A 19,567-nucleotide genomic window follows, 5' to 3' on the forward strand; every position below is an offset into this window, starting at 1 on the left:
CCGGGGAGAGCGCCTCAAGCAAGCCCGCGCCGCGCGGCTTCCAGCGCCGCCTCGGCGCGCGTCGACACCGACAGCTTGCGGTAGATGTCCTTGAGATATCCGCCGGCCGTGTGCCGCGACAGGCCTAGCAGGTCGGCCACTTCCTGCACCGTCAGGCCCTTCGCGGTCAGCCGCAGCACCTCGGTTTCGCGCGGCGTCAGCGCCGGCGCATCGGGTTCCGGCGCCGGCGGCCGGAAGTGCTGCAGCAGGCGCCGCGCGATCGACGGCGACAGCGGCGGCTGACCCGCCGCGATCCCCTGCAGCATCGCCGCGAGCGCTTCGGGCGGCTGGTCCTTGAGCACATAGCCCTGCGCGCCGGCGCGCAGCGCGGGAAACAGGTGCGCGTCGTCGTCGAACACCGTTGCGACGATCGTGACGGTCGCGCCGCGCCTGCCCAGTTCCTCGATCACGCGCACGCCGGAACCGTCGGGCAGGCCGAGATCGACGAGCGCGAGCGGCGGCGGCGGATCGATGCGCGCGAGCGCCTCGGCGACGCTCGCCGCGGATTCGACCGCGATGCCGGGAAACGCGAGCGCGAGCGCGCGTTCGAGCCAGTCGCGGCTCGCCGCGAGATCGTCGACGACGAGCGCGCGCGCGTAGCCGCTCAAGCGCCGCCGCCTTCGAGCGGCACCGACAGGAGCACCTTCGTGCCGCCCGCGGTGCCGGCCGTCCAGCGGATGTCGCCGTCGAGCCGACCGGTGCGTTCGCGCATGCCGGCGATGCCGCTGCCGGCGCGCGCGGCGTCGTCGCGGCCGTCGCCGTCGTCGGTGAGTTCCACGTCGAGCGCGCGCGCGTCGGCGCGCACGCGTACGCGCAGCCGCCGCGCATGCGCATGGCGGATCACGTTGCTGATCGCTTCGCGCACGATGCGGTACAGGTGCAGCGCGCGCGCGGGTTCGAGCGGCGAGGGCGGCAGGTCGCCCGGCTGCTCCCAGACGAGTTCGATGCCGGCGGCGGCGAGGCGCTGGCGCGCCTCGTGGGCGATCTCGGCGATGGCCTCGTCGAGCGTGCCGGTCGTGCCGCGCGAGCGCGTGACGACGTCGCGCAGGTCCTGCAGCGCGGCGCGCGCGCGATCGGCGTAGTCCGGCGTCGGCGCGCGATAGACGAGTTCGAGCAGCTTGGCGCCGAGGTCGTCGTGCAGGTCGCGGTAGATGCGTTCGCGCTCGGCCGTCGCGGCGTGGGCGGTCGCTTCGCGGACGAGCTTCGCGGCCTGCGCGCGTTCGTGCGCCAGCGCGCGTCGTTCGCGCACGAGCAGTGCGGCGAGCGCGCACGACGCGAGCGCGAGCAGCACGGCGAGCGCGGTCATGTCTTCGGCGCCGCGGCGGCGCGCAGCGCTTCGGCCTTGCCCCTATCGCCGAGCGCGGCGTAGACGTCGGCGAGCCGCTGCGCCGCGGTGCGCGTGCGCGCATGTTGCGCGCCCATCGAGGCTTCGAGCCGCGCATGGCTCGCCTCGAGCACGTCGCGCGCCTCGGCGTAGCGCTTCTGGCGCGTCAGGCACAGGCCGTAGTTGCTGCGGAAGATCGCGGTCATCGCGTGATCGTCGCCGACGCTCGCCTTGGCGTCGGCGACGAGCGTGGCGAATTCGTCGTGCGCGGCGTCGAGCTTGCCGGCCGTCATCAGCAGCATCGCGAGGTTGTTGCGCGGCGCGAGCGTCGTCGGATGCGCCGTGCCCTGGCGCGTCTGGATCTCGATGATGCGCCGGTACAGCGCCTCGGCCTCGTCGATGCGTTTGCGGTCTTCGAGGAGGTAGGCGAGCGTGTTCATCGACGAGAGCGTCTGCGCGTGCGCATCGCCGAGCTGCGCTTCGAGGCCCTTGAGCGCCTCGCGCGTCAGCGCTTCGGCCTCGTCGAGCCGGCCGAGCGTGAGCGCGATGTTGGCGGCCGACTGGATCGTCGTGAGCGTGCTCGCATGCGTGTCGCCGAGCACTTCGCGCTGCGTCGCGAGTGCCGCGCGCACTTCGGTGTCGGCCGCGGCGTTGTCGCCCTTTGCGGCGAGTGCGAGCGCGAGCTTCTGCCGCGACGCGAGCGTCAGCGGGTGCTTCTCGCCCAGGCGCGCCGTGCGGTCGGCGAGGATGCCGCGCGTGAGCGCGATCGCCTCGTCGTGCGCGCCGCGATCGCGCAGCACGGCAGCGAGATTGCTGCGTGCGGTTTCCGACAGCACCGCGGCCGTTTCGCTGCGGTTCGTCGCGGCCGGGTCGATACTTTTGGCTTTGTCGATGACGCCTCGATAGCCTTTTTCGGCGAGGTCGGGCTTGCCGGCCTCGTCTTCGATGCGCGCGGCGGTGAGATCGAGTCCGAGCGCGGCGACGGGCGACAGGTCGGCGTATACCGACCGCGCGGCGTTCGCCGCGGCGCGCGCGGCGTCGAAGTGGCCGAGTTCGGTTTCGATCGTGGCGTGCTGGCGCTGCAGCGTCGACACGTCGCGTGCCGGCGCGCCGACCGACGCGGCAAGCGCGAGCGCCTGCGTGTTGAGATCGAGCGCCTGCGCGAACTCGCCGAGCGACAGGCGCGTCGATACGAGCGTCGTCAGCACCGCGAGCCGCGCGCGCGGTTCGAGGCCGCCGAGTTCGTTCGCGGCGGTGTCGACGACGTCGGACACCGACAGCGCCGCGCCGCCGGTCTGCTGCGGATCGGCCGACGCGAGCATGCGGTCGAGAAACCCGTTGACGGCCGCCAGTTCGGTCGCGCGCTGTTCGGTTTCGCGGCGCGCCTGCGATTCGGACGCGGCGTAGCGCAGCGACACGACGGTGGCCGCGACGAGCACGAGCGCGATCGTCGCGAGCGCGGCCGACAGCGCGCGATGGCGCCGCACGACGCGCGACAGCACATAGCCGAACGTCGGCGCGCGCGCGTCGACCGGCCGGTGGTCGAGCACGCGTTCGAGGTCGGCGCCGAACTGCGCGGCCGATGCGTAGCGGCGTTCCGGTTCGGTCGCGAGCGCCTTCATGACGACGTGGTCGAGATCGCCGCGCGCCGTCGGCACGAGCGCGCCGAGACGCGGCGGATCTTCGTCGCGCACGATCGCGAGCGCGTCGAGCAGCGTCGACGTCGACAGCCGCGGATGCGGCAGTCGCTGGGCGATCAGCTCGTACGCGACGACGCCGAGCGCGTACACGTCGCTGCGCGCATCGACCTCGCGGCTGCGGCCGGCGAGCTGTTCGGGGCTCATGTACGGCACGGTGCCGAGCACCTGGCCCGCCTGCGTCATGCCGGCGTCGCCGTCGTCGCGCAGGTGCGCGATGCCGAAGTCGAGCACCTTCGGCTGGCCGTCTTCGCCGACGAGGATATTGGCGGGTTTCAGGTCGCGATGGATCACGCCGCGGCCGTGCGCGTAGTGCACCGCGCGGCACACGGCGACGAGCAGGCGCAGGCGCGCGGGCAGGTCGAGCCGGTGCGCCTGCGCGTGCGTGACGAGGTCGGTGCCGCGCACGTATTCGAGGGCGAGCCACGGCAGGCGCACGCCGGCGAAGTCGGCTTCGCCGGCCGCGTACAGCCGCGCGATGCCGGGATGTTCGAGCGGCGCGAGCATCAGCGCTTCGCGGCGGAATCGCGCCGCGGCGCCTTCGGACAGACCGCGCACGAGTTTGAGCGCCACGTCGCGCGGCGGGTGCGCTTCGCGCGCGAGGTACACGCGGCCCATGCCGCCTTCGCCGATGAGGCGCTGGATTTCGTACCCGGCGATGTGCGCCGGATGCGCGGACGCGACCGCGCCGGCCGGCACCGCGTGGGTGGTGGCGTGTTCGTGCTGCGACATCGAGATTCCCCCGTTTCTCGAGCCTGATCGTGCCATAAACGCCGCCTCGCGGCGCACTGGCCGCGGGGGCGCCTCGCACCTACAGTACGCGGTTTCGTCCCGATGACCGTTGCATGACACGAGAGCCGTCCACCGCATCGATCGAGATACCGCGCGACTTCGCCGGCGTCGTCGCGCTCGCCGTCGCCACGGCCGCGCTCGCTGCGCTGCTGATCGATCCGGCGCTCGCGTCGGTCGATCTGGCGCCGCTCGAACGCCTGCGGCTGGCGATGCTCAACGGATTGCCGGTCGCGACGCTCGCGGTCGCGCTCGCCGCGCTGACCGGCCGCGCGCTCGCGTCGGCCGCGGCGTCGCTGGCGCTGTACGCCGCGCTCGCGGCAGCCGGCGCGATCAAACTCGAACAGCTGGGCCTGCCGCTGCTGCCGGCCGATTTCCGGTTTCTTTCCGCCGGCGGCGGCGCGGCGCTGTTCTGGAATTATGTAGAAATGGCGCATATCGCCGCGCCGCTCGCGTTCGCCGTGCTCGCATTGCTCGCGCTCGTCGTCGAACCGCGGCACGCGCGGCCCGTGCCGGCCGCGCGCGCGGGGCTCGGGTTTGCCGCGATCGTCGCGGCCGTAACGCTCGCGAGCGGCGCGCGCGCATGGCGCGACGTCTACGACGGCTGGGGCTCGGGCTTCGAACCGTGGTCGCCGGCCGAGACCGTCGCGCGGCTCGGCGTGACGCCGACGCTGCTGATGTATCACTGGGAGCTGTCGCGGCCCGACCGCCGGCCGCCCGATCGCGACCGCGTGCTCGAGTTCATCGCCGAGCACGCCGACGCGTTCAACCGCAGCGCGGCGATCGAAGGCGACGGCGCGCTGCCGGACATCGTGGTCGTGCAGAGCGAGTCGTTCTTCGATCCGGCGCGGCTGACGGACATTTCCGAACGATCGACGCTGCCGAACTTCCGGCGCCTCGCGCAGCGCGGCTGGTCGGGCGACATGCGCGTGCCGACCTACGGCGGCGGCACGATCCGCACCGAGTTCGAGTTCCTGAGCGGCGTGCCGCTCGCGGCGTTTCCGGGCGTGGAGTATCCGTACTTCGAACTCGTCGACGCGCCGATGCCGGGCCTCATGCGCACGCTCGCCGAACAGGGCTACCGCACCAGCGTGCTGCATCCGAACGAAGCGGCGTTCTGGAACCGCCGCGACGCGCTCGCCCGGCTCGGCGCCGAACGCTTTCTCGCGCTGCCGGCGTTCGCGCAGGCGGCGAAGGACGGCCTGTTCGTCGCCGACGCGGCCTTGACCGACCGCGTCATCGCCGAGCTCGCCGACGACGGTCCGCCGCAGTTCCTGTTCGCGATCAGCATGGAGGCGCACGGGCCGTACGAGTTCAGCCCGGGTCTCGACGCCGACGCGCTCGCCGCGATCGAACTGCCGGACTACCTCGACGAGCACGGCGCACGCACGCTGCGTCACTATCTGTACCACCTCGCCAACGCCGACCGCGAGCTCGGCCGGCTCGCCGACGTCGTGCTGCGCCGCGCGCGGCCGACGGTGCTGCTGTTCTACGGCGATCATCTGCCGGGCCTGCATTCGAGCTTCGCGCAGATCGGCTTCATGGATTCGCTCGCACCGCGCGCGCAGCCGGTGCCGTGGCTGATCGTCGACAACCGGCGCGACGCGCCGCGGCGCGAGGACACGGCCTCGTGGATGCTGCCGGCGGTGCTGCTGGAAGCCGCGCAGGTGCCGGCCGATGCGTACCTCGCGCTCGTCGGCGCGCTGCGACGGACGCCGCAGGCGCTCGTGCCGGAAGGCGCGGCGGCGCCGGAGCCGCGTTTCGCGGAACTCGCGCGGCTGCGCGTGCGCGACGAGTTCGACGCCGACGCGTTCAGCGCCGCGCTCGCCGCGATGCCGGTCGACGCGCTGCCGGCCGACGCGGCGGCGCTCGATCCGGCGCCGGACGAAGCCGCCGCGACGAACTGACCGTACGCATGCGTTGTCGGGCGCCTCCGCGCGGGCTACTCTGTCGGCTTCACCACGGTCGGGGGATCGCGACGATGAAGCAATGGTTGGCGGCGGTAATGTTTTTTGGCGCATTCGCGGCGAACGCCGCGACGGACTGCGCAAAGCCGGCGGACGGCGAGCGTCCGCAGCATCGCGTGCACTGGTCGACGCGCAGCGAAATCCAGAGCGCGGGTTTCGACGTCTTTCGCGCCGAACGCGCGGACGGCGACTACGTCAAGCTCAACGACAAGCCGATTCCGTCGGCGACGAATTCGGTGCGGACGCGCGAGTACGAATACGTCGACTACGCGATCGATCCGTGCAAAGTGTACTTCTACTACGTCGAGGCGATCGGCGAGAAAGGCAACCGCATGAAGCTGACCGAGCCGCAGCAGGCGGGGCCCAAGTCCGCGGCGCCGGCCAAATGAAGCGCGCCGCGTTCGCGGCGCTGATCGTGTTGCTCGCCGGCTGCGAACGCGGCCCGGCGCCGCTCGTCGACGTCGCGCCCGGTTCGGCGCGCGGCGCCAACGTGCTTCTGATCACGCTCGACACGGTGCGGGCCGATCATCTGGGCTGTTACGGACGCACGCCGTCGGTGACGCCGAATCTCGACCGGCTGTGCGCGCAGGGCGTGCGGTTCGACAACGCGGTGACGCCCGCGCCGATCACGCTGCCGGCGCACGCGACGCTCCTGACCGGGCTTACGCCGCCGCACCACGGCCTGCGCTACAACGCGACGTTCGCGGCCGACAAGGCCCCGGCGACGCTGGCCGACGACCTGCGCGGTCAGGGCTACTACACCGCGGCGGTCGTCGCGTCGTTCGTGCTCGACCGGCGCTTCGGGCTCGCGCACGGGTTCGAAGACTACGACGACCAGGTGGTCGGCAAGACCGCGCGCGGCGGCTACGTGCTGCGCAACGAGCGCGACGCCGACGTCGTGACCGACACGGCGCTCGCGCTGCTGGCGAAACGCGATCCGCGCAAGCCGTTCTTCCTGTGGGCGCACTACTACGACGCGCACGCGCCGTACGCGCCGCGCGATCTCTCGGGGCCGGACGACATGCACGCGCGCTACGCGGCCGAGATCGCGCAGGTGGATGCCGCGATCGGCCGGCTGCTCGCCGCCGGCGCGCTGACGTCGGGCCGTACGCTCATCGTCGTCGCGGCCGATCACGGCGAAGCGCTCGGCGAGCACGGCGAGCGCACGCACGGACTCTTTCTGTACGACGCGACCACGCGCGTGCCGCTCTTGCTGCGATTGCCGGACGGCCAAGGGGCCGGGCAGACGGTGACGGGCCTCGCAGGGCTCGTCGACGTGCGCGCCAGCGTGCGCAGCCTCCTCGGGCTCGACGCGATACCCGGCGACGGCATCGACTGGCTGCGCGCCTCGCGCGCAAACGGCGAGGGCATCTACCAGGAGGCCTCGCTGCCGTATTTCGACTACGGCTTCGCGCCGCTGTACGCGTGGCGCGGCGCGACCGAGCGCTTCGTCGAGGCGCCGGCGCCGGAGTTCTACGATCTCGCGGCCGATCCGCACGAACGCGACGACCGCTACGCCGCGCTCGCGGGTTCCGCCGACACGCGCGCCGACCGCGCGCGCCAGCGCCTGGACGCGCTGCGCCTGAACGTGCCGACGATACCGGCCGCGGCCGCGACGATGCAGAACGCCGATCCGGCGGCGACCGCGCGGCTGCGTTCGCTCGGCTATCTCGGCGGCGGTGCGACCGGCGTGCCCGAGGGCGAACTCGCCGACCCGAAATCGCAGACGCGCCTCGTCGAGCTGCACCAGGACGCCGTGATCCTGCTCGACAGCGGCCGTCCGCAGCCGGCGCTGGCGCTGCTCGAACAGGCGCGCGCGCAGTCGCCGCGCAACGAGGGCGTGCTGCGCCTGGTGTCGCGCGCGCAGCTCGCGCTCGGCAAGATCGACGACGCCGAGGCGACGCTCAAGGCGATTCTCGCGATTCGGCCGAACGCCGACAGCCTCGTGCTGCTCGCGCAGATCGTGGTGCTGCGCCAGCACTTCGCGGACGCCGAGGCGTTGCTCGCACAGGCCGAAGCGCTCGAGCCGAAGCACGGCGGCATCGCCGTGGCGCGCGGCGATATCGCGTTGAGGCAGGGCGATCCGGAGGGCGCGCGAGCGCAATACCGGCAGGCCGAGTCGATCGATCCGGCGCGCGTCGGGGACATCGCGCGGCAGCGCATGGCGGCCTTGCCGGCGGGCGCGACCGATAAATAGGTTGCGACGCCGCATACTTATAGGTACTGTCAATCAAGTATACTTCAGGGGCTTGACCAGGGTAGACACCGTAAATCCGCAACTTCGCAATCGGAACCGTCATCAACGACACATCCTCGGGGGAGGATTACCGATGAAATTGAATCGTTTGGCTTTGGTGTTAGGGGTAGCTGTACTTGGAGTTTGCGCGGCCGCGAACGCGGCCGAAGGTTGGGAGCAGTACCGTTCCCAGGTGCACGTGAAGAAGGCGTTGCGTGACCAGATGACGCCGGAACAGTACGCGGCGCACGTCGATGTGATGGCGCAGCAGATCGCCAATCGTCTGGCCGCCGCCAAGGCGGCACCGGCCCCGAATGCAGTCCGGGCGCCGGGCGACACGTGCGGTGCGGCCACGCCGGAAGTCGGCGCGCTGACGTACAACACGACCGGATCGACCGCCGGCCTCGTCGACGACTACGATCTTCCGCCGGACACGACCAATCCGACCTGCGCGGCCGGCACGTCGTGCACGGGTACCGGTCCTGCCGGCTCGCTGCCGTTCGGTGCGATCTACACCGGCACCGGCACGGGTCCGGACCAGGCGTTCTCGATCCGCACCAGCGCGAACTGCTCGCTGACGCTGACGATGACGCCGACCGGCGGTCAGGATCTGGCGCTGTTCCTGTATCAGAACCAGTGCTCCAGCGCGCTGGCGGACTGCGGCTGCTCGTCGGACGTCGGCGTTGCCAACGGCGCCGAAACGATCACGCTGAACGCGGTGGCCGGCACGCAGTACTTCGTCGTCGTCGACGGCTACTCGGCCGGTGCGACGCCGCCGGGCCCGTCGGGTCCGTTCAACCTCTCGATCGCCGGTTCGGGCTGCACGCTCACGCCGGTGCAGTTGCAGAGCTTCGGCATCGACTGATCGTTCAGGTTTTCAACAATGCGCCCACGCCCGGCCTCGTGCCGGGCGTTTTGTTTTAGGGACGTGTCGCGTGCGCGTCAGGGTTGCGCGAGCAGCGCGGCAAGCTCCGCGTCGGCTTCGACCGACGCGCGCAGCGCCGGTTGCGCCGCGAGCGCCGCCCGCAGATGTTCGGCGGCGCGCGGCCCGTCGCTCTTCGCCAGCCTGATCGCGAGCGCGAGATGCGCTTCGGGATAGGCCTCCTGCGCCGCCGTCGCCCGAGCGATCCAGCCTTCGGCTTCCGGCAGTTTGCCGGCCTCGGCCAGATGCAGCGCGAGCAGCGCGCCGAGCGCGAAGCGCTGCGGATCGATGCGTGCCTGCGCCTCGAGCGCGGCGATCGCATCGTTCGGGCGGCCCGCGCGCAACAGCGCGCGCGCGAGGTTTTCGCGCAGGTTCGCCGCATCGGGCGCGACGGCGACCGCCTCTTCGTACGCGCCGATCGCGGCGTCCTGCCGACCGCTCAACAGCAGCGCCGAACCGAGGTTCGACCATGCCGCCGCGCGCTTGGGCTGGCGCGCGACGACGTCGGACCACACGTCCGCCGCTTCGGCATAGCGGCGCGCGCGCAGCAGCGCGTCGCCGAGCTGGTAGCGCGCCTCGGGATTTTCCGGATCGACTTCCACCGCGCGGCGCAGCGCCGCGATGCCGTCGTCGTAGACGCGCTGCGCGACCTTGAGCGTGCCCAGGCGCAGCCACGCGACGCGGTTGTCGGGGCTGGTTTCGAGGATCGCGCGCAGGCGGCTTTCGGCATCGGCCCAGCGGCGCTGGTCGAGCGCTTCCTGCGCCCGGAGCACGTCGGCGTGTTCGGCGAGACGGTCGCGCGGGTCGACGTCGTTGCGCCAGCGCGCGGCGGTGACCGGCGCGCCGGCGCCGAGATAGCCGAGGCTGCGCAGTCGCGCGACGGCCGCGGCCGACGGCGCGTCGCCGGCCGCGGGCGGCGGCGGTTCGGGCAGGGTCGCGAGCAGGCTTTCCAGGCGCGCGCCGCGCGCGGCGTCGGCGAGCGGTGCGTCTTCGTGCGGATCGGCGGCGAGGTCGAACGTTTCGGCGCGCGCGCCTTCGATGCGCTTCGTCGCGCCGTCGCGCATCGCCTTGAGCGGCGCCCAGCCGTACGTCACGGCGGCGAAGTACGACTCGCTGTACGCGGGCGGCGGCGACGGCGCCGCGCCGCGTCGCAGGTCCGGTGCGAGATCGACGCCGTCGAGGTTCGGCTGCGACGGCGCGCCGGCGAGGTCGAGCAGCGTCGGCGCGATGTCGGCCGTGCGCACCGGCGCGTCCGCGCGCTGCGGCGGCAGCCGGCCCGGCGCGCTCACGATGAGCGGCACGCGCAGCGTCGACTGGTACAGCATCAGGCCGTGATCGTATTCGCCGTGATCGCCGAGGCCCTCGCCGTGATCGGACGTGACGACGACGATCGCGTCGGGATGGCGCTTGCGCACCGACGCCACGAGTTCGCCGATCCAGTGGTCGGTGTAGGCGATCTCGGCGTAGTAGCCGCCGAACGGTCCGTCCTGCCTGAACGCCTCGGGCGCCGTGTACGGCGTATGCGGATCGAACAGATGCACCCAGGCGAACCACGGCGACGCGTCGTTCGTTTCGATCCAGCGCTGCGCCGCCTGTACGGTGTCTTCGGCGCGGCGCTCGCGCAGCGCGAACGGATTGCCCTCGGCACCGGCGAACGCGTCGTCGTAGTGGTCGAAGCCGTGGTCGAAGCCGAACTGGCGATGCAGCGGAAAGCCGCTGACGAAGCCGCCGGTGCGATAGCCCGCGGCGTGCAGCCAGGCCGGCAGGCCAGGCTGGTCCGGCGCGAGCGACTGGCCGTTGTCGCGGATGCCGTGGCGATACGGAAAGCGCCCGGACAGGATCGTCGCGTGGCTCGGTCCGGTCAGCGGCACGGCGGTCTGCGCCTGGCCGAACAGCGCGCCTTCGGCGGCGAGCCGGTCGAGATTCGGCGTCGGCGCGGCGCCGCCGAGCGCGGAAATCGCGTCGGCGCGCAACGTGTCGATCGTGATCAGAAGGATCGGCGCGCCGCCGCGCGCGCGCGCGCGAACCACCACGCGCCGCCCGCGACGAGCGCGAGCGCGACACCGGCGACGAGGAGCGTTCTGCGCGTCATTGCAATCTCCACAAACGGCGGCACACGAGCGAGACGACGATCACCGCGGCGACGAACGGCGCCTCCCACCCGGCGAGCCAGTTCGGCAGGAAGTTCGCGAAGCGCAGCGCGTCGTAGCGTTGCGCGAGACCCGGCCACGCGAGCACGATCGGCAGGCTCGCGAGCACCGACGGGCCGAGCGCGAGGCCGAGCTGGCGGAACGCCAGGCCGAGCTGCCGGCCCATCAGCGGCCACAGGCCCGCGAGCGGACCGTCGTAGGCCGACAGCGCGCGCTGCGCCTCGGACAGATCGCGGCGCACGACGACGAGTCGCGACTGCGGCGACGTCCACCCGTAGATCGCCATGCTGACGATGCCGCCGAGCGCGCCCCACAGCAGAAGCCGCAGCAGATCGGGCACCACGCCGGACACGGCGGCGTCGATCGCCGCGACGCCGGCGCCGGGCAGGTCGAGGATGCCGGGCGCGGGTTTCGGCCGGGGCTCGCCGGCCGGTCTTTCGCTCGCGATCAGCGCCGCGAGGTCGGCGATGCCGTCGACCGGCCGCTGCGGTTTGAACGATGCGAACAGCACGCCGGGCACGGCGTCCGGCGCGATGCAGTGATCGCCGCTCCACGGCTGCCGATTGTCGACGACGAGTTCGACCGGCGCGGCGCCGAGCGAGGTCTGCCACGACGCGCGATAGCCCGGCGCGTAGCCGACGACGAGATCGGGCGCCTCGTCGCGGTGCTCGGCCGAGTACAGCGTGTCGGCGTCGTAGACGGCATGCACCATCGCCGCGTCGTCGGCCGGATCGCGCAGTTGCGCGAGGCCCTGGCTCAGTTCCCGTTTCAGCGCGGCGACGTCGGCGTCGGCCACGATGCCTTGCGGTTCGCGCCCGCGGCGATTGACGTAGACGCCGTTGAGGCCGAGCGCGTAGGCGCGCGTGCGCGAGAAGTCGACGGCGGCGAACAGCGGCCGGTTCGGATCGGCGCCAGCGGCGAGCGCGAGATAGCCGCGGTCGATCAGCCAGCGGTTGAGGTTCACCGCACGCCGGAACGACGAGAAGCCGTGGTCCGACAGCACGATCAGCTTGTCGTCGGGCCCGAGGCGCCGCACGACCTCGCCGAGCACGCGGTCGGCCTCGCGGTAGCTGTGTTCGATCGCGCCGCGCGCGAGCGGGCTCGATTCGGCGTGCAGCGGATGCCGCTCGTCGAGGCCGCGCCAGAACATGTGGCTCACGCGATCGGTCTGCACGAACACCGACACGACGAGCTCGCTGTCGCGGCGGTCGAGCGCGTCGTACGTCATCGCTTCGCCTTCGCGCAGCGTCGTCGCGACCGTGTCGAGCCACGCCTCCTCGGACAGATGCCCCTGGTTCAGCGCCCACGTTTCCTCGGGCATGCCGAGCGTGTGGTAGTCGCCGATGCGCCGCGCGAGTTCGGCCGCATAGCCGGGCGGCGAGGTGATCGGCAGCGCCGGGTCGAGCGGGTCCGCCTGTACCGGCGCGAGATACAGCAGCGGCCTTGGAAACCCCTCGCTCAGATAGGCGCGCGTCATGCCGGCGGCCGAGCCCAGCAGGCCGGCGCGGTAGCGAAGGCGCAGCCAGCCGGACCATTGCCCGGTCGCGAGCGTCGTCGCGGTGCCGTCGAGCGTCAGCCTGGCGCCGCCGGGCGCCGGTTCGAGCACGAGCGGCACGCGCAGCGGGCGGCCGTCAATACGGATCGGATCGGGCGGACCTTCCAGTTCCGTGCGCACCGCGCCGTCCTCGCCGATCGGCGCGAGCAGCACGCGACCGCCGTTGTCGGCATCGGGTATCGGCCGCGTCGCGAGCAGCGTGTAGGTGCCTTGCGTGCCGTTGAGGTCCGGTACGCCCATGCCGGCCAGCATGCGATGGACCGGGTCGGGCGGATACGTCACCGGCACGCGCAGTACGGTCGCGCGTTCGCCGGCTTCCTCGGCGGCGACCCACAGCGGCTTGCCGTGCCGGCGCGTGCGCAGCTCGCCGCCGTCGAACGCGAGCCGGTAGCCGAAGACGTCGAGCGTGTGCTGCGGCGGCGTCTGCTCGGCGATGCCGAAGTCCGGCGCGTAGCTGCCCGGCGTGCGCCGCAGGAAATCGAAGATGCCGTGGCGGCCGGGGTCGGTGCCGGTCGCGAAACTCGCCCACGCGACCGGCGACTGCGGCGGATTCGTCGTCGCGAGGCGCTGATAGTGGCCGCGCGCGCGCAGCGCCGCGAACTGCGGCATCGCGCCCGCGTCCATCCAGCGCTCGGCGAGCGCCGGGTCCATGCCGTCGAAACCGATGACGACCATGCGCGCGGCGGCGGGCGGCGAGGGCGCCTCGCTGCCGCAGCCGGCCGTCAGCGCCGCGCAGGCCGCGAGGCCCAGCGCGAAGGCGCGGCGCCTCATGCGCCGCTGTCGGGCGTCGTCGGTGTCGTCGTGTCGCGCCGCGCGTGGCCGGTCAGACGGCGCAGCCGGCGCCAGGCCCAGCGGATCGGCCAGGCGAGCACCGCCGCGAGCGCGACGAACACGCCGACCAGGATCGCCCAGAGCGATCCGAAAATACTCGCGCCGGCCCCCGGGCCGATATACGCCTCGGCTGCCGTCGCCAACAGCAACAGTCCCGTCAACACCCCAAACCGTACCATCCGGCATCCCCGTACCCGAAATCACGGAGGAGTCTAGCAGGCATGCGCCGCTCGCTGCGGTGTATCCAAAGCTACACTTGCCGGATGTCCGATCGAAACTCCATGAGCGACGGGTTTCCGCCGCCGCCGACGCGCGCCGACCGCTGGGGCGGCGCGCTCGCGACGCGCTGGCCGGGCCTGATGCGGCGGCTTGCGCGGCTCGAAACGGCGAGCGTGCGCGACGATATCGCCGATGTGGCGATCGACCGGCCGGTCTACGTCTGCGGCATGGCGCGATCCGGCTCGACGGTGCTGCTCGAAATGCTCGCCGGCGCGCCGGGATTCGTGTCGCTGCGCTACAGCGACTATCCGTGCCACTGGTTGCCGTACTGGTGGAACGCGCTGCGCGCGCGCCTGCCGCGCGCGGCGCCGGCGCGCATCGAGCGCGCGCACCGCGACCGCCTCGCGGTCGGACCCGACAGCCCGGAAGCGTTCGAGGAAAACTGGTGGCAGGCGTTCTTCCCGCATCGCCACGACGAATCGGTCGACCAGACGCTCGGTGCCGATGCGGCGTCGGCGCCATTCGCGGCGTTCTACCGCGACCAGCTGCGCAAGCTCCTCGCCGTGCGCGGCGGCCGGCGCTACCTGTGCAAGGGCAACTACCATCTCGCGCGCATCGAATGCCTGCTCGCGCTGTTCCCCGACGCGCGTTTCGTCGTGCCGGTGCGCGCGCCGCGCGCTCAGGTCGCCTCGCTGTGCAAGCAGGATCGCTGGTTCGTGCGCTGGTCGCGGCACGACGCGCGCGTCGGCGCGCATCTCGCCCGGCTCGGCCACTACGAATTCGGACCCGAAAAGCGCGTGCAGCACTGCGGCGACGCCGCCGCCGCCGCGGCGATCCGCGACGCGTGGAACGGCGGCGACACCGCTTTCGGCTATGCGCTGCAGTGGCGCGAAATCTACGGCGCCTTCGTGCGCCGGCTCGAGGCCGACGAGCGCCTGCGGCGCGCCTGTCTCGTCGTGAGCTACGAGGCGCTGTGCACGGCGCCCGAACGCGAAATCCGCCGCATCGCCGCGCATGCGGGCCTGGATGCGCCGGCGGCCGACGCGCTCGCGAGCGACTGGACCGGCCGCCTGTCGCTGCCCGACTACTACACCGACGATGCCGATGCGGCGCAGCGCGCGCGCATCGAAGCCGTTACCGGGGACGTCGCCGCGTCGCTCGCGCGTTACGTCGAGTTAACGGTTACAGGCCGCTAGCGCTCGTACAGCCGCGCAAACGCGAAATTGCCCGCATCGTCGTAGACCATCAGGCGCGCGATACGGCCTTCGGCGACCATCTTGCTGCACAGGCGCCGCGCGTCGGCGACGGCGGCATCCCGCGTCGAATACGCCGCGAGCACCTTGATGTCGCCGTCGGTCGCGATCTTGCGCAGCACCCATTCGCCGGTCGCCGCGTCGTAGACGATGCGGTACGCAAGGGCGAGCGGCATGCCCGCGCCGCGAGGCAGGTTGATCGGCACGTTCATCGGCACGCGAGACTCCGTTCGGCGTATTCCAAACGTTCCTGCCGGCGTCGAACGCCGGGCTCGCCGACCGTTTTACCGGGTCCGCGATGCCGATATCGCACCGCGCCACGACCTTTTACAGTTCAGGCCGACGCGGGCGAGGCGCGGTCTGCGCGGGTGCGTCGCGATTCGTTGAAACCGCCTCGATTGGTTCAGCGCAGGGACGAATGGCCGGGCGACGCGCGACTTCGGGGTCTGGAACGCGCGCCGCCGGCCCGGAGCGCGTGCGGCGGTGCAAAGTCCGGCGGCGAGCGATGCGGGGATGTGCTCGCCCGCCGCCGGGTCCCGCTAAACGGCGAGGACCTGTCCGGATCGCGGAAGCGGCGCCGGCGTGGGTAGGCGCGGGTGCTGCGATGTCGATGTCATGGAAGGTCCCCGATGGAGAAGCCGCGACGGCTCCATCCAGGTCTTACGCTTTTCGTGCGGCGAAACTGTCAGCGGCCGAGCGAACGGCGCGCGTCGTCGCACTCGGCGCACAGGCCGGGCGCATGCAGGAACACGGTGTCGTCGACGTGCAGCCGCGCGACGACGACGCGCACGATGTCGCGCGAACGCGCGAGCCGCGCGCGCGCGTGGCCGACGTAGCCGCGGCGCTGCAGGCCCGGCTCGTCGAGCCAGTCGTCGACGAGTGCGAAGTTTTCGCAGCAGTGATCGAGCTCGGCGTAGTCGATGCGGCGCGGCGCGCCGCCTTCCAGAACCGTCGCGTGCTTGGGCCGGAAGTAGCGCGCGCCGGCGAGGTTCTCGGCCAGGTGCACGGTGGTGTCGGCATCGTGGCCGACGCCGACCAGCAGCACCTGGCCGTCGCGTTCGTACACGCGTCCGACGGGGCTGTCGAGACCGTGCGGCACGGCGACCGGATGCGGCGCGACGATCGCCGCGGCGTGCGGTCCGCGCGCGGCGAACGCGTGCGGGCTGTCGCTGCGGCGCACGCCGTCGCGGCGGCGGAACGTCTCGGCGACGATGCCGAGCGACGCGCACGGCGTCGTCGCGGCGTCGAACGGCGTGTCGTCGTCGTCGGTCATGCTCGGCATGACGAGCGTGCCGTCCGGGCCGAGAACGTCGATCAGCGCGTCGATCAGCCCGTCGGGACCGCCGTCGACCGGCCGCGCCTTCGAAAACGCCGTGTGCACGACGAGCACGCCGCCGGGTTCGACGCCGAGCGCGGCGAGCTGCCGCGTCACGTCGCCGACGCCGTAGCTCGGCCCGGTTCTCATGCGGCGACCGCGGCGAGCTTCACGCGCTGGCGACGCCGCAGATACGTCGTCGCGCCGTGCAGCAGGAAATAGACGAGGCCGGGCAGGCCGGTCTGCCAGTCGGCGGGCCTGTCCGACAGCGACCAGGCGAGCGCCGCCGACAGCAGCGCGAACGCCGGCGCGAGCGCCCAGCGCACGATTTCGCCGCGCGTCACTTCGCGTTCGTGCGCCGAGAGCGCGAGCGCGTCGCGCTGCCGCCACGCGTGCCAGTAGAGCAGCGCCATCGTGCCGCCGAGCGTGCCGAACGCGATCGCGTACGTGTAGAACATCGCGCGCAGTTCGGCGACGCCGTTGATCGGAAACTTCGCCGGCAGCGCGCCCGCGCTGATCCACGCGAAGAACGAGCCGAACAGCATCTTGAGCGGATACACGTACACGAGCATCAGAAAAATCAGCAGAAACCCGAGCGCGCGCGAACGGCGGTCGTCGAGCCCGTAGCGGCGCGACCAGGTGTCGTGGCCGGCCCAGAACAGCGCGATGAGAAGAAAGCTCGCGGCGAACGTCGGCAACGATTTGAGCGCGTTGACGAGCTTGGCGATGCTGTCGGGCACCTCGCTGCCGGCGATGACGAGGAGCGTGATCGTGAACGCGAACGAGGCGTCGAGAAACGACTCGAAACGCGTGACTTCGGCGCCGCGGTCGGCAAAGCCGTCGTCGCGGACGCGGGCGGTGGCGAGCGGTTTCGGGTGCATCGTCGGCGTTCGGTTTGCGTGCGCCGAGCCTAGCATGCGGGCCATTGCGGCGGCGGCGCGTACCGGCCGCGCCGCACCGGCATTCGTCGTGCTTTTAAGAAATCTTTAAACTGCGCGGCGTTACCGTCGCGGCCGGGCGACGGCGGGAACGGGGCATGGGTTTGTCGAGTATTTTGCTGGTCGAGGACGATCGCATGCTGTCCGATGCGATGGCCGCGGCGTTGCGCCAGGACGGCTGGCAGGTGGACACCGCGTACGACGCGGCCGCCGCGCGCGTGGCGCTCGTCGATCACGCGTATGCGGCCGTGCTGCTCGATCTGGGCCTGCCGCGCGGGTCCGGCCTCGACGTGCTCGAGTCGCTGCGCGCGCGCTACGACGCCACGCCCACCTTGATCATCACCGCCCGCGACCAGCTCGGCGACCGCATCCGCGGCCTCGACGCCGGCGCCGACGACTATGTCGTCAAACCCTTCCAGATCGACGAACTGCTCGCGCGCCTGCGCGCCGTGGTGCGCCGCACCCGCGGCATGGTCGCCCCGGTGCTGCGCTACGGCGACGTCGCGGTCGACCCCGCCCGGCGCAGCGTCACGCGCGGCGAGGCGCGCGTGCGCCTGTCGACGCACGAATTCCGCACGCTCGTCGCGCTGATGGAACGCCAGGGCCGCGCGGTCGCGCGCTCGCACCTGGAAGATCTCGTCTACGGCGGCGCCGGCGCGATCGAGAGCAATACGATCGCCGTCTACGTGCACCAGCTGCGGCGCAAGCTCGGCGACGAGCTGATCACGACGGTGCACGGCTACGGCTACCGGCTCGGGGAAGAGCGCTGATGAGACATTGTCCGCGCGAGCATCACGGACCGTCGCTGCGCAAGCGACTGTTCGTCGCGATGCTGCTGACGTTCGCGGCGCTGTGGGTCTGCGCGGGCTGGTACGTGTCGACGACGCTCGCGCGCGAGCGCGGCGGCGCGTGGGACCGCGAACTGGCGTCGGTCGCGCAGGACATCGTCATGTCGATGCCGGCGAACATCTCGCAGCTGTCGTCGTCGTCGAATCTGAAGCTCGCGCAGGAAATGCCGCGGCTGTCGAGCAAGTTCGACCGCTTCGGATTTCAGGTGTGGGCCAAGACGCGCCGCGAACTCGTGGTGCGCTCGCCGACGTCGCCCGCGACGCCGTTCCTGGCGCGCTTCGAAGACGGTTTCTCGACGTTCGTGATCGACGGCGAGGAATGGCGCGGCTACGCGATTTCGGACGCGCTGAACCAGGTGCAGGTGCAGGTCGCCAAGCCGACCGCCGAATTCGTCGCCGAGATGCGCAAGTGGCTGCGCGTCGGGCTGGGACTTTCGTTCGTCGTGCTCGTCGTGCTGATCGTCGCGATGAAGCTCGTGATCCGCTGGTCGCTGCGCGCGGTGGTCGCGGTGCAGGAGACCATCCTGTCGCGCGACGCGCTCGATCTGAAACCGCTGCCAAGCGCCGACCTGCCCGAGGAAATCCGTCCGCTCGTCGACGCGTTCAACCGGCTGCTCGACAAGCTCGACCGCAACGTGCAGAGCGAGCGGCAATTCCTCGCCGAAGCGGCGCACGAGCTGCGCACGCCGCTCGCGGTGCTGCTCACGCACGCGCAGGTCGCGCTGCGCTCGCGCGATCCGGCGCAGGCGCGCGCGTCGCTCGAGCAGCTCGTGCAGGGCGTCGAACGCAGCGCGCGCCTGTCGCAGCAGCTGCTCGACTCGGCGCGGCTCGACGTCGAATCGCGCGCGGGCGCGCAGGCGCCGCTCGAACTCGCCGACGTCGTCGGCGTCGTCGTCGACGAGTTCGCGATCATGGCCGCGCGCAAAGGGCAGGCGATCGCGCTCGACGCCGAGAGCGCGACGATCGTCGGCAATCTCGACGAGCTCGGCATTCTGATCGGCAACCTCGTCGACAACGCGGTGCGCTATACGCCGGCCGGCGGACGCGTCGCCGTGCGCTGCCAGCGTGCCGGCGACGTCGCGCAGCTGCAGGTGCTCGACGACGGTCCCGGCGTCGCGGCGGCCGACCGCGAGCGCATCTTCGACCGGTTCTATCGCGTGGCCGGCAGCAACGAACGCGGCAGCGGCATCGGCCTGTCGCTCGTCGCGCGCATCGCGCAGTCGCACGGCGCCACGGTCGCGACCGGCCCGGGGCTCGACGGCCGCGGCTTCGGCGTCACGCTGACGTTCGCGCTGTGGCGCGCGCCGGTCGTCGACGACGCGCCCGCGCCGAAGGCCGTCGCGCTGCGGCCCGACGCGATCGAGGCCTGACCCGCGCGCAACGCCGATGAAATACCCCTAAGCGCGATCCGGCACGTCCGGCCATCACGCTTTGTCTGCTTTTTCACAAAGCGAATCTTCATGTTCTAATGGCGCGAGCCACGG

At 71.9% G+C, this 19,567-nt stretch carries 16 protein-coding genes; 7 read left to right on the top strand and 9 right to left on the bottom strand.

Annotation, left to right across the window (positions count from 1 at the left end; genetic code table 11):
- Positions 1-14: 14 nt before the first annotated feature.
- From OD750_RS09070 to OD750_RS09080, 3 genes are read right to left on the bottom strand one after another with little or no spacing between them, the layout of a single operon-like run.
- A complete protein-coding gene (locus OD750_RS09070; protein WP_263544970.1) occupies positions 15-647 on the bottom strand; it encodes a response regulator in 633 nt (210 codons plus the stop codon).
- Positions 644-1,345, bottom strand: coding sequence for a sensor histidine kinase (locus OD750_RS09075; protein ID WP_263544969.1), 702 nt, complete (start codon positions 1,343-1,345; stop codon positions 644-646). The genes OD750_RS09070 and OD750_RS09075 overlap by 4 nt, the downstream gene beginning before the upstream one ends.
- Complete coding sequence (locus OD750_RS09080) at positions 1,342-3,792, bottom strand: serine/threonine-protein kinase (protein ID WP_263544968.1); 2,451 nt, start codon at positions 3,790-3,792, stop codon at positions 1,342-1,344. The genes OD750_RS09075 and OD750_RS09080 overlap by 4 nt, the downstream gene beginning before the upstream one ends.
- 113 nt (positions 3,793-3,905) lie before the next feature.
- Between OD750_RS09080 and OD750_RS09085 the strand changes: the two genes are divergently transcribed.
- The 4 genes from OD750_RS09085 (at position 3,906) to OD750_RS09100 (ending at position 8,917) form a co-directional block, all read left to right on the top strand.
- The gene (locus tag OD750_RS09085; RefSeq protein WP_263544967.1) at positions 3,906-5,756 is read left to right on the top strand and encodes an LTA synthase family protein; all 1,851 of its coding nucleotides are present in this window, start codon (positions 3,906-3,908) and stop codon (positions 5,754-5,756) included.
- 74 nt (positions 5,757-5,830) lie between these two features.
- On the top strand, positions 5,831-6,205 hold the full coding sequence (locus OD750_RS09090; RefSeq protein WP_263544966.1) for a hypothetical protein: 375 nt from the start codon (positions 5,831-5,833) through the stop codon (positions 6,203-6,205).
- Positions 6,202-8,013 (top strand): sulfatase-like hydrolase/transferase, encoded by a 1,812-nt coding sequence (locus OD750_RS09095; protein WP_263544965.1) that lies wholly within the window; start codon positions 6,202-6,204, stop codon positions 8,011-8,013. Before OD750_RS09090 ends, OD750_RS09095 begins: the two co-directional genes overlap by 4 nt.
- Positions 8,014-8,251: 238 nt before the next feature.
- On the top strand, positions 8,252-8,917 hold the full coding sequence (locus OD750_RS09100; RefSeq protein ID WP_263544964.1) for a hypothetical protein: 666 nt from the start codon (positions 8,252-8,254) through the stop codon (positions 8,915-8,917).
- Positions 8,918-8,994: 77 nt separating this feature from the next.
- Here OD750_RS09100 and OD750_RS09105 read toward each other — a convergent pair whose 3' ends face one another.
- Genes OD750_RS09105 through OD750_RS09115 form a run of 3 tightly spaced genes read right to left on the bottom strand, consistent with a single transcriptional unit; the run spans position 8,995 to position 13,671 of the window.
- Entirely contained in the window at positions 8,995-11,004 is a 2,010-nt protein-coding gene (locus tag OD750_RS09105; protein ID WP_263544963.1) for a sulfatase-like hydrolase/transferase, read from the bottom strand.
- Between the two features lie 58 nt (positions 11,005-11,062).
- Positions 11,063-13,450 (bottom strand): alkaline phosphatase family protein, encoded by a 2,388-nt coding sequence (locus OD750_RS09110; protein WP_263544962.1) that lies wholly within the window; start codon positions 13,448-13,450, stop codon positions 11,063-11,065.
- Complete coding sequence (locus OD750_RS09115; RefSeq protein WP_263544961.1) at positions 13,447-13,671, bottom strand: hypothetical protein; 225 nt, start codon at positions 13,669-13,671, stop codon at positions 13,447-13,449. Before OD750_RS09115 ends, OD750_RS09110 begins: the two co-directional genes overlap by 4 nt.
- A 120-nt stretch (positions 13,672-13,791) precedes the next feature.
- Here OD750_RS09115 and OD750_RS09120 point away from each other — a divergent pair, with 120 nt between their 5' ends.
- A complete protein-coding gene (locus OD750_RS09120; RefSeq protein ID WP_263544960.1) occupies positions 13,792-14,925 on the top strand; it encodes a sulfotransferase in 1,134 nt (377 codons plus the stop codon).
- On the opposite strand, the gene OD750_RS09125 is transcribed toward OD750_RS09120, so the two are convergent.
- The 3 genes from OD750_RS09125 to OD750_RS09135 all read right to left on the bottom strand — a co-directional run bounded on the left by OD750_RS09125 (position 14,922) and on the right by OD750_RS09135 (position 17,178).
- Positions 14,922-15,194, bottom strand: a complete 273-nt coding sequence (locus OD750_RS09125) for a hypothetical protein (protein WP_263544959.1) — start codon at positions 15,192-15,194, stop codon at positions 14,922-14,924. The two genes, OD750_RS09120 and OD750_RS09125, sit on opposite strands and share 4 nt — an antisense overlap.
- A gap of 473 nt (positions 15,195-15,667) precedes the next feature.
- Entirely contained in the window at positions 15,668-16,447 is a 780-nt protein-coding gene (locus OD750_RS09130) for an AAC(3) family N-acetyltransferase (RefSeq protein WP_263544958.1), read from the bottom strand.
- Entirely contained in the window at positions 16,444-17,178 is a 735-nt protein-coding gene (locus tag OD750_RS09135; protein ID WP_263544957.1) for a TMEM175 family protein, read from the bottom strand. The genes OD750_RS09130 and OD750_RS09135 overlap by 4 nt, the downstream gene beginning before the upstream one ends.
- Before the next feature lie 155 nt (positions 17,179-17,333).
- Here OD750_RS09135 and OD750_RS09140 point away from each other — a divergent pair, with 155 nt between their 5' ends.
- Both OD750_RS09140 and OD750_RS09145 read left to right on the top strand, forming a co-directional pair.
- Positions 17,334-18,005, top strand: coding sequence for a response regulator transcription factor (locus OD750_RS09140; protein WP_263544956.1), 672 nt, complete (start codon positions 17,334-17,336; stop codon positions 18,003-18,005).
- A complete protein-coding gene (locus tag OD750_RS09145) occupies positions 18,005-19,453 on the top strand; it encodes a sensor histidine kinase (protein ID WP_263544955.1) in 1,449 nt (482 codons plus the stop codon). Before OD750_RS09140 ends, OD750_RS09145 begins: the two co-directional genes overlap by 1 nt.
- Positions 19,454-19,567: the final 114 nt, after the last annotated feature.

The organism is Tahibacter soli (assembly GCF_025717065.2).
Classification (GTDB): Bacteria; Pseudomonadota; Gammaproteobacteria; order Xanthomonadales; family Rhodanobacteraceae; genus Tahibacter; species Tahibacter soli.

Excerpts from the sequence above, each read along its gene's own strand:
- OD750_RS09075 (WP_263544969.1), bottom strand. The coding sequence starts at position 1,345 with ATGACCGCGCTCGCCGTGCTGCTCGCGCTCGCGTCGTGCGCGCTCGCC.
- OD750_RS09080 (WP_263544968.1), bottom strand. The coding sequence starts at position 3,792 with ATGTCGCAGCACGAACACGCCACCACCCACGCGGTGCCGGCCGGCGCG.
- OD750_RS09085 (WP_263544967.1), top strand. The coding sequence starts at position 3,906 with ATGACACGAGAGCCGTCCACCGCATCGATCGAGATACCGCGCGACTTC.
- OD750_RS09090 (WP_263544966.1), top strand. The coding sequence starts at position 5,831 with ATGAAGCAATGGTTGGCGGCGGTAATGTTTTTTGGCGCATTCGCGGCG.
- OD750_RS09095 (WP_263544965.1), top strand. The coding sequence starts at position 6,202 with ATGAAGCGCGCCGCGTTCGCGGCGCTGATCGTGTTGCTCGCCGGCTGC.
- OD750_RS09110 (WP_263544962.1), bottom strand. The coding sequence starts at position 13,450 with ATGAGGCGCCGCGCCTTCGCGCTGGGCCTCGCGGCCTGCGCGGCGCTG.
- OD750_RS09120 (WP_263544960.1), top strand. The coding sequence starts at position 13,792 with ATGAGCGACGGGTTTCCGCCGCCGCCGACGCGCGCCGACCGCTGGGGC.
- OD750_RS09125 (WP_263544959.1), bottom strand. The coding sequence starts at position 15,194 with ATGAACGTGCCGATCAACCTGCCTCGCGGCGCGGGCATGCCGCTCGCC.
- OD750_RS09130 (WP_263544958.1), bottom strand. The coding sequence starts at position 16,447 with ATGAGAACCGGGCCGAGCTACGGCGTCGGCGACGTGACGCGGCAGCTC.
- OD750_RS09135 (WP_263544957.1), bottom strand. The coding sequence starts at position 17,178 with ATGCACCCGAAACCGCTCGCCACCGCCCGCGTCCGCGACGACGGCTTT.
- OD750_RS09140 (WP_263544956.1), top strand. The coding sequence starts at position 17,334 with ATGGGTTTGTCGAGTATTTTGCTGGTCGAGGACGATCGCATGCTGTCC.
- OD750_RS09145 (WP_263544955.1), top strand. The coding sequence starts at position 18,005 with ATGAGACATTGTCCGCGCGAGCATCACGGACCGTCGCTGCGCAAGCGA.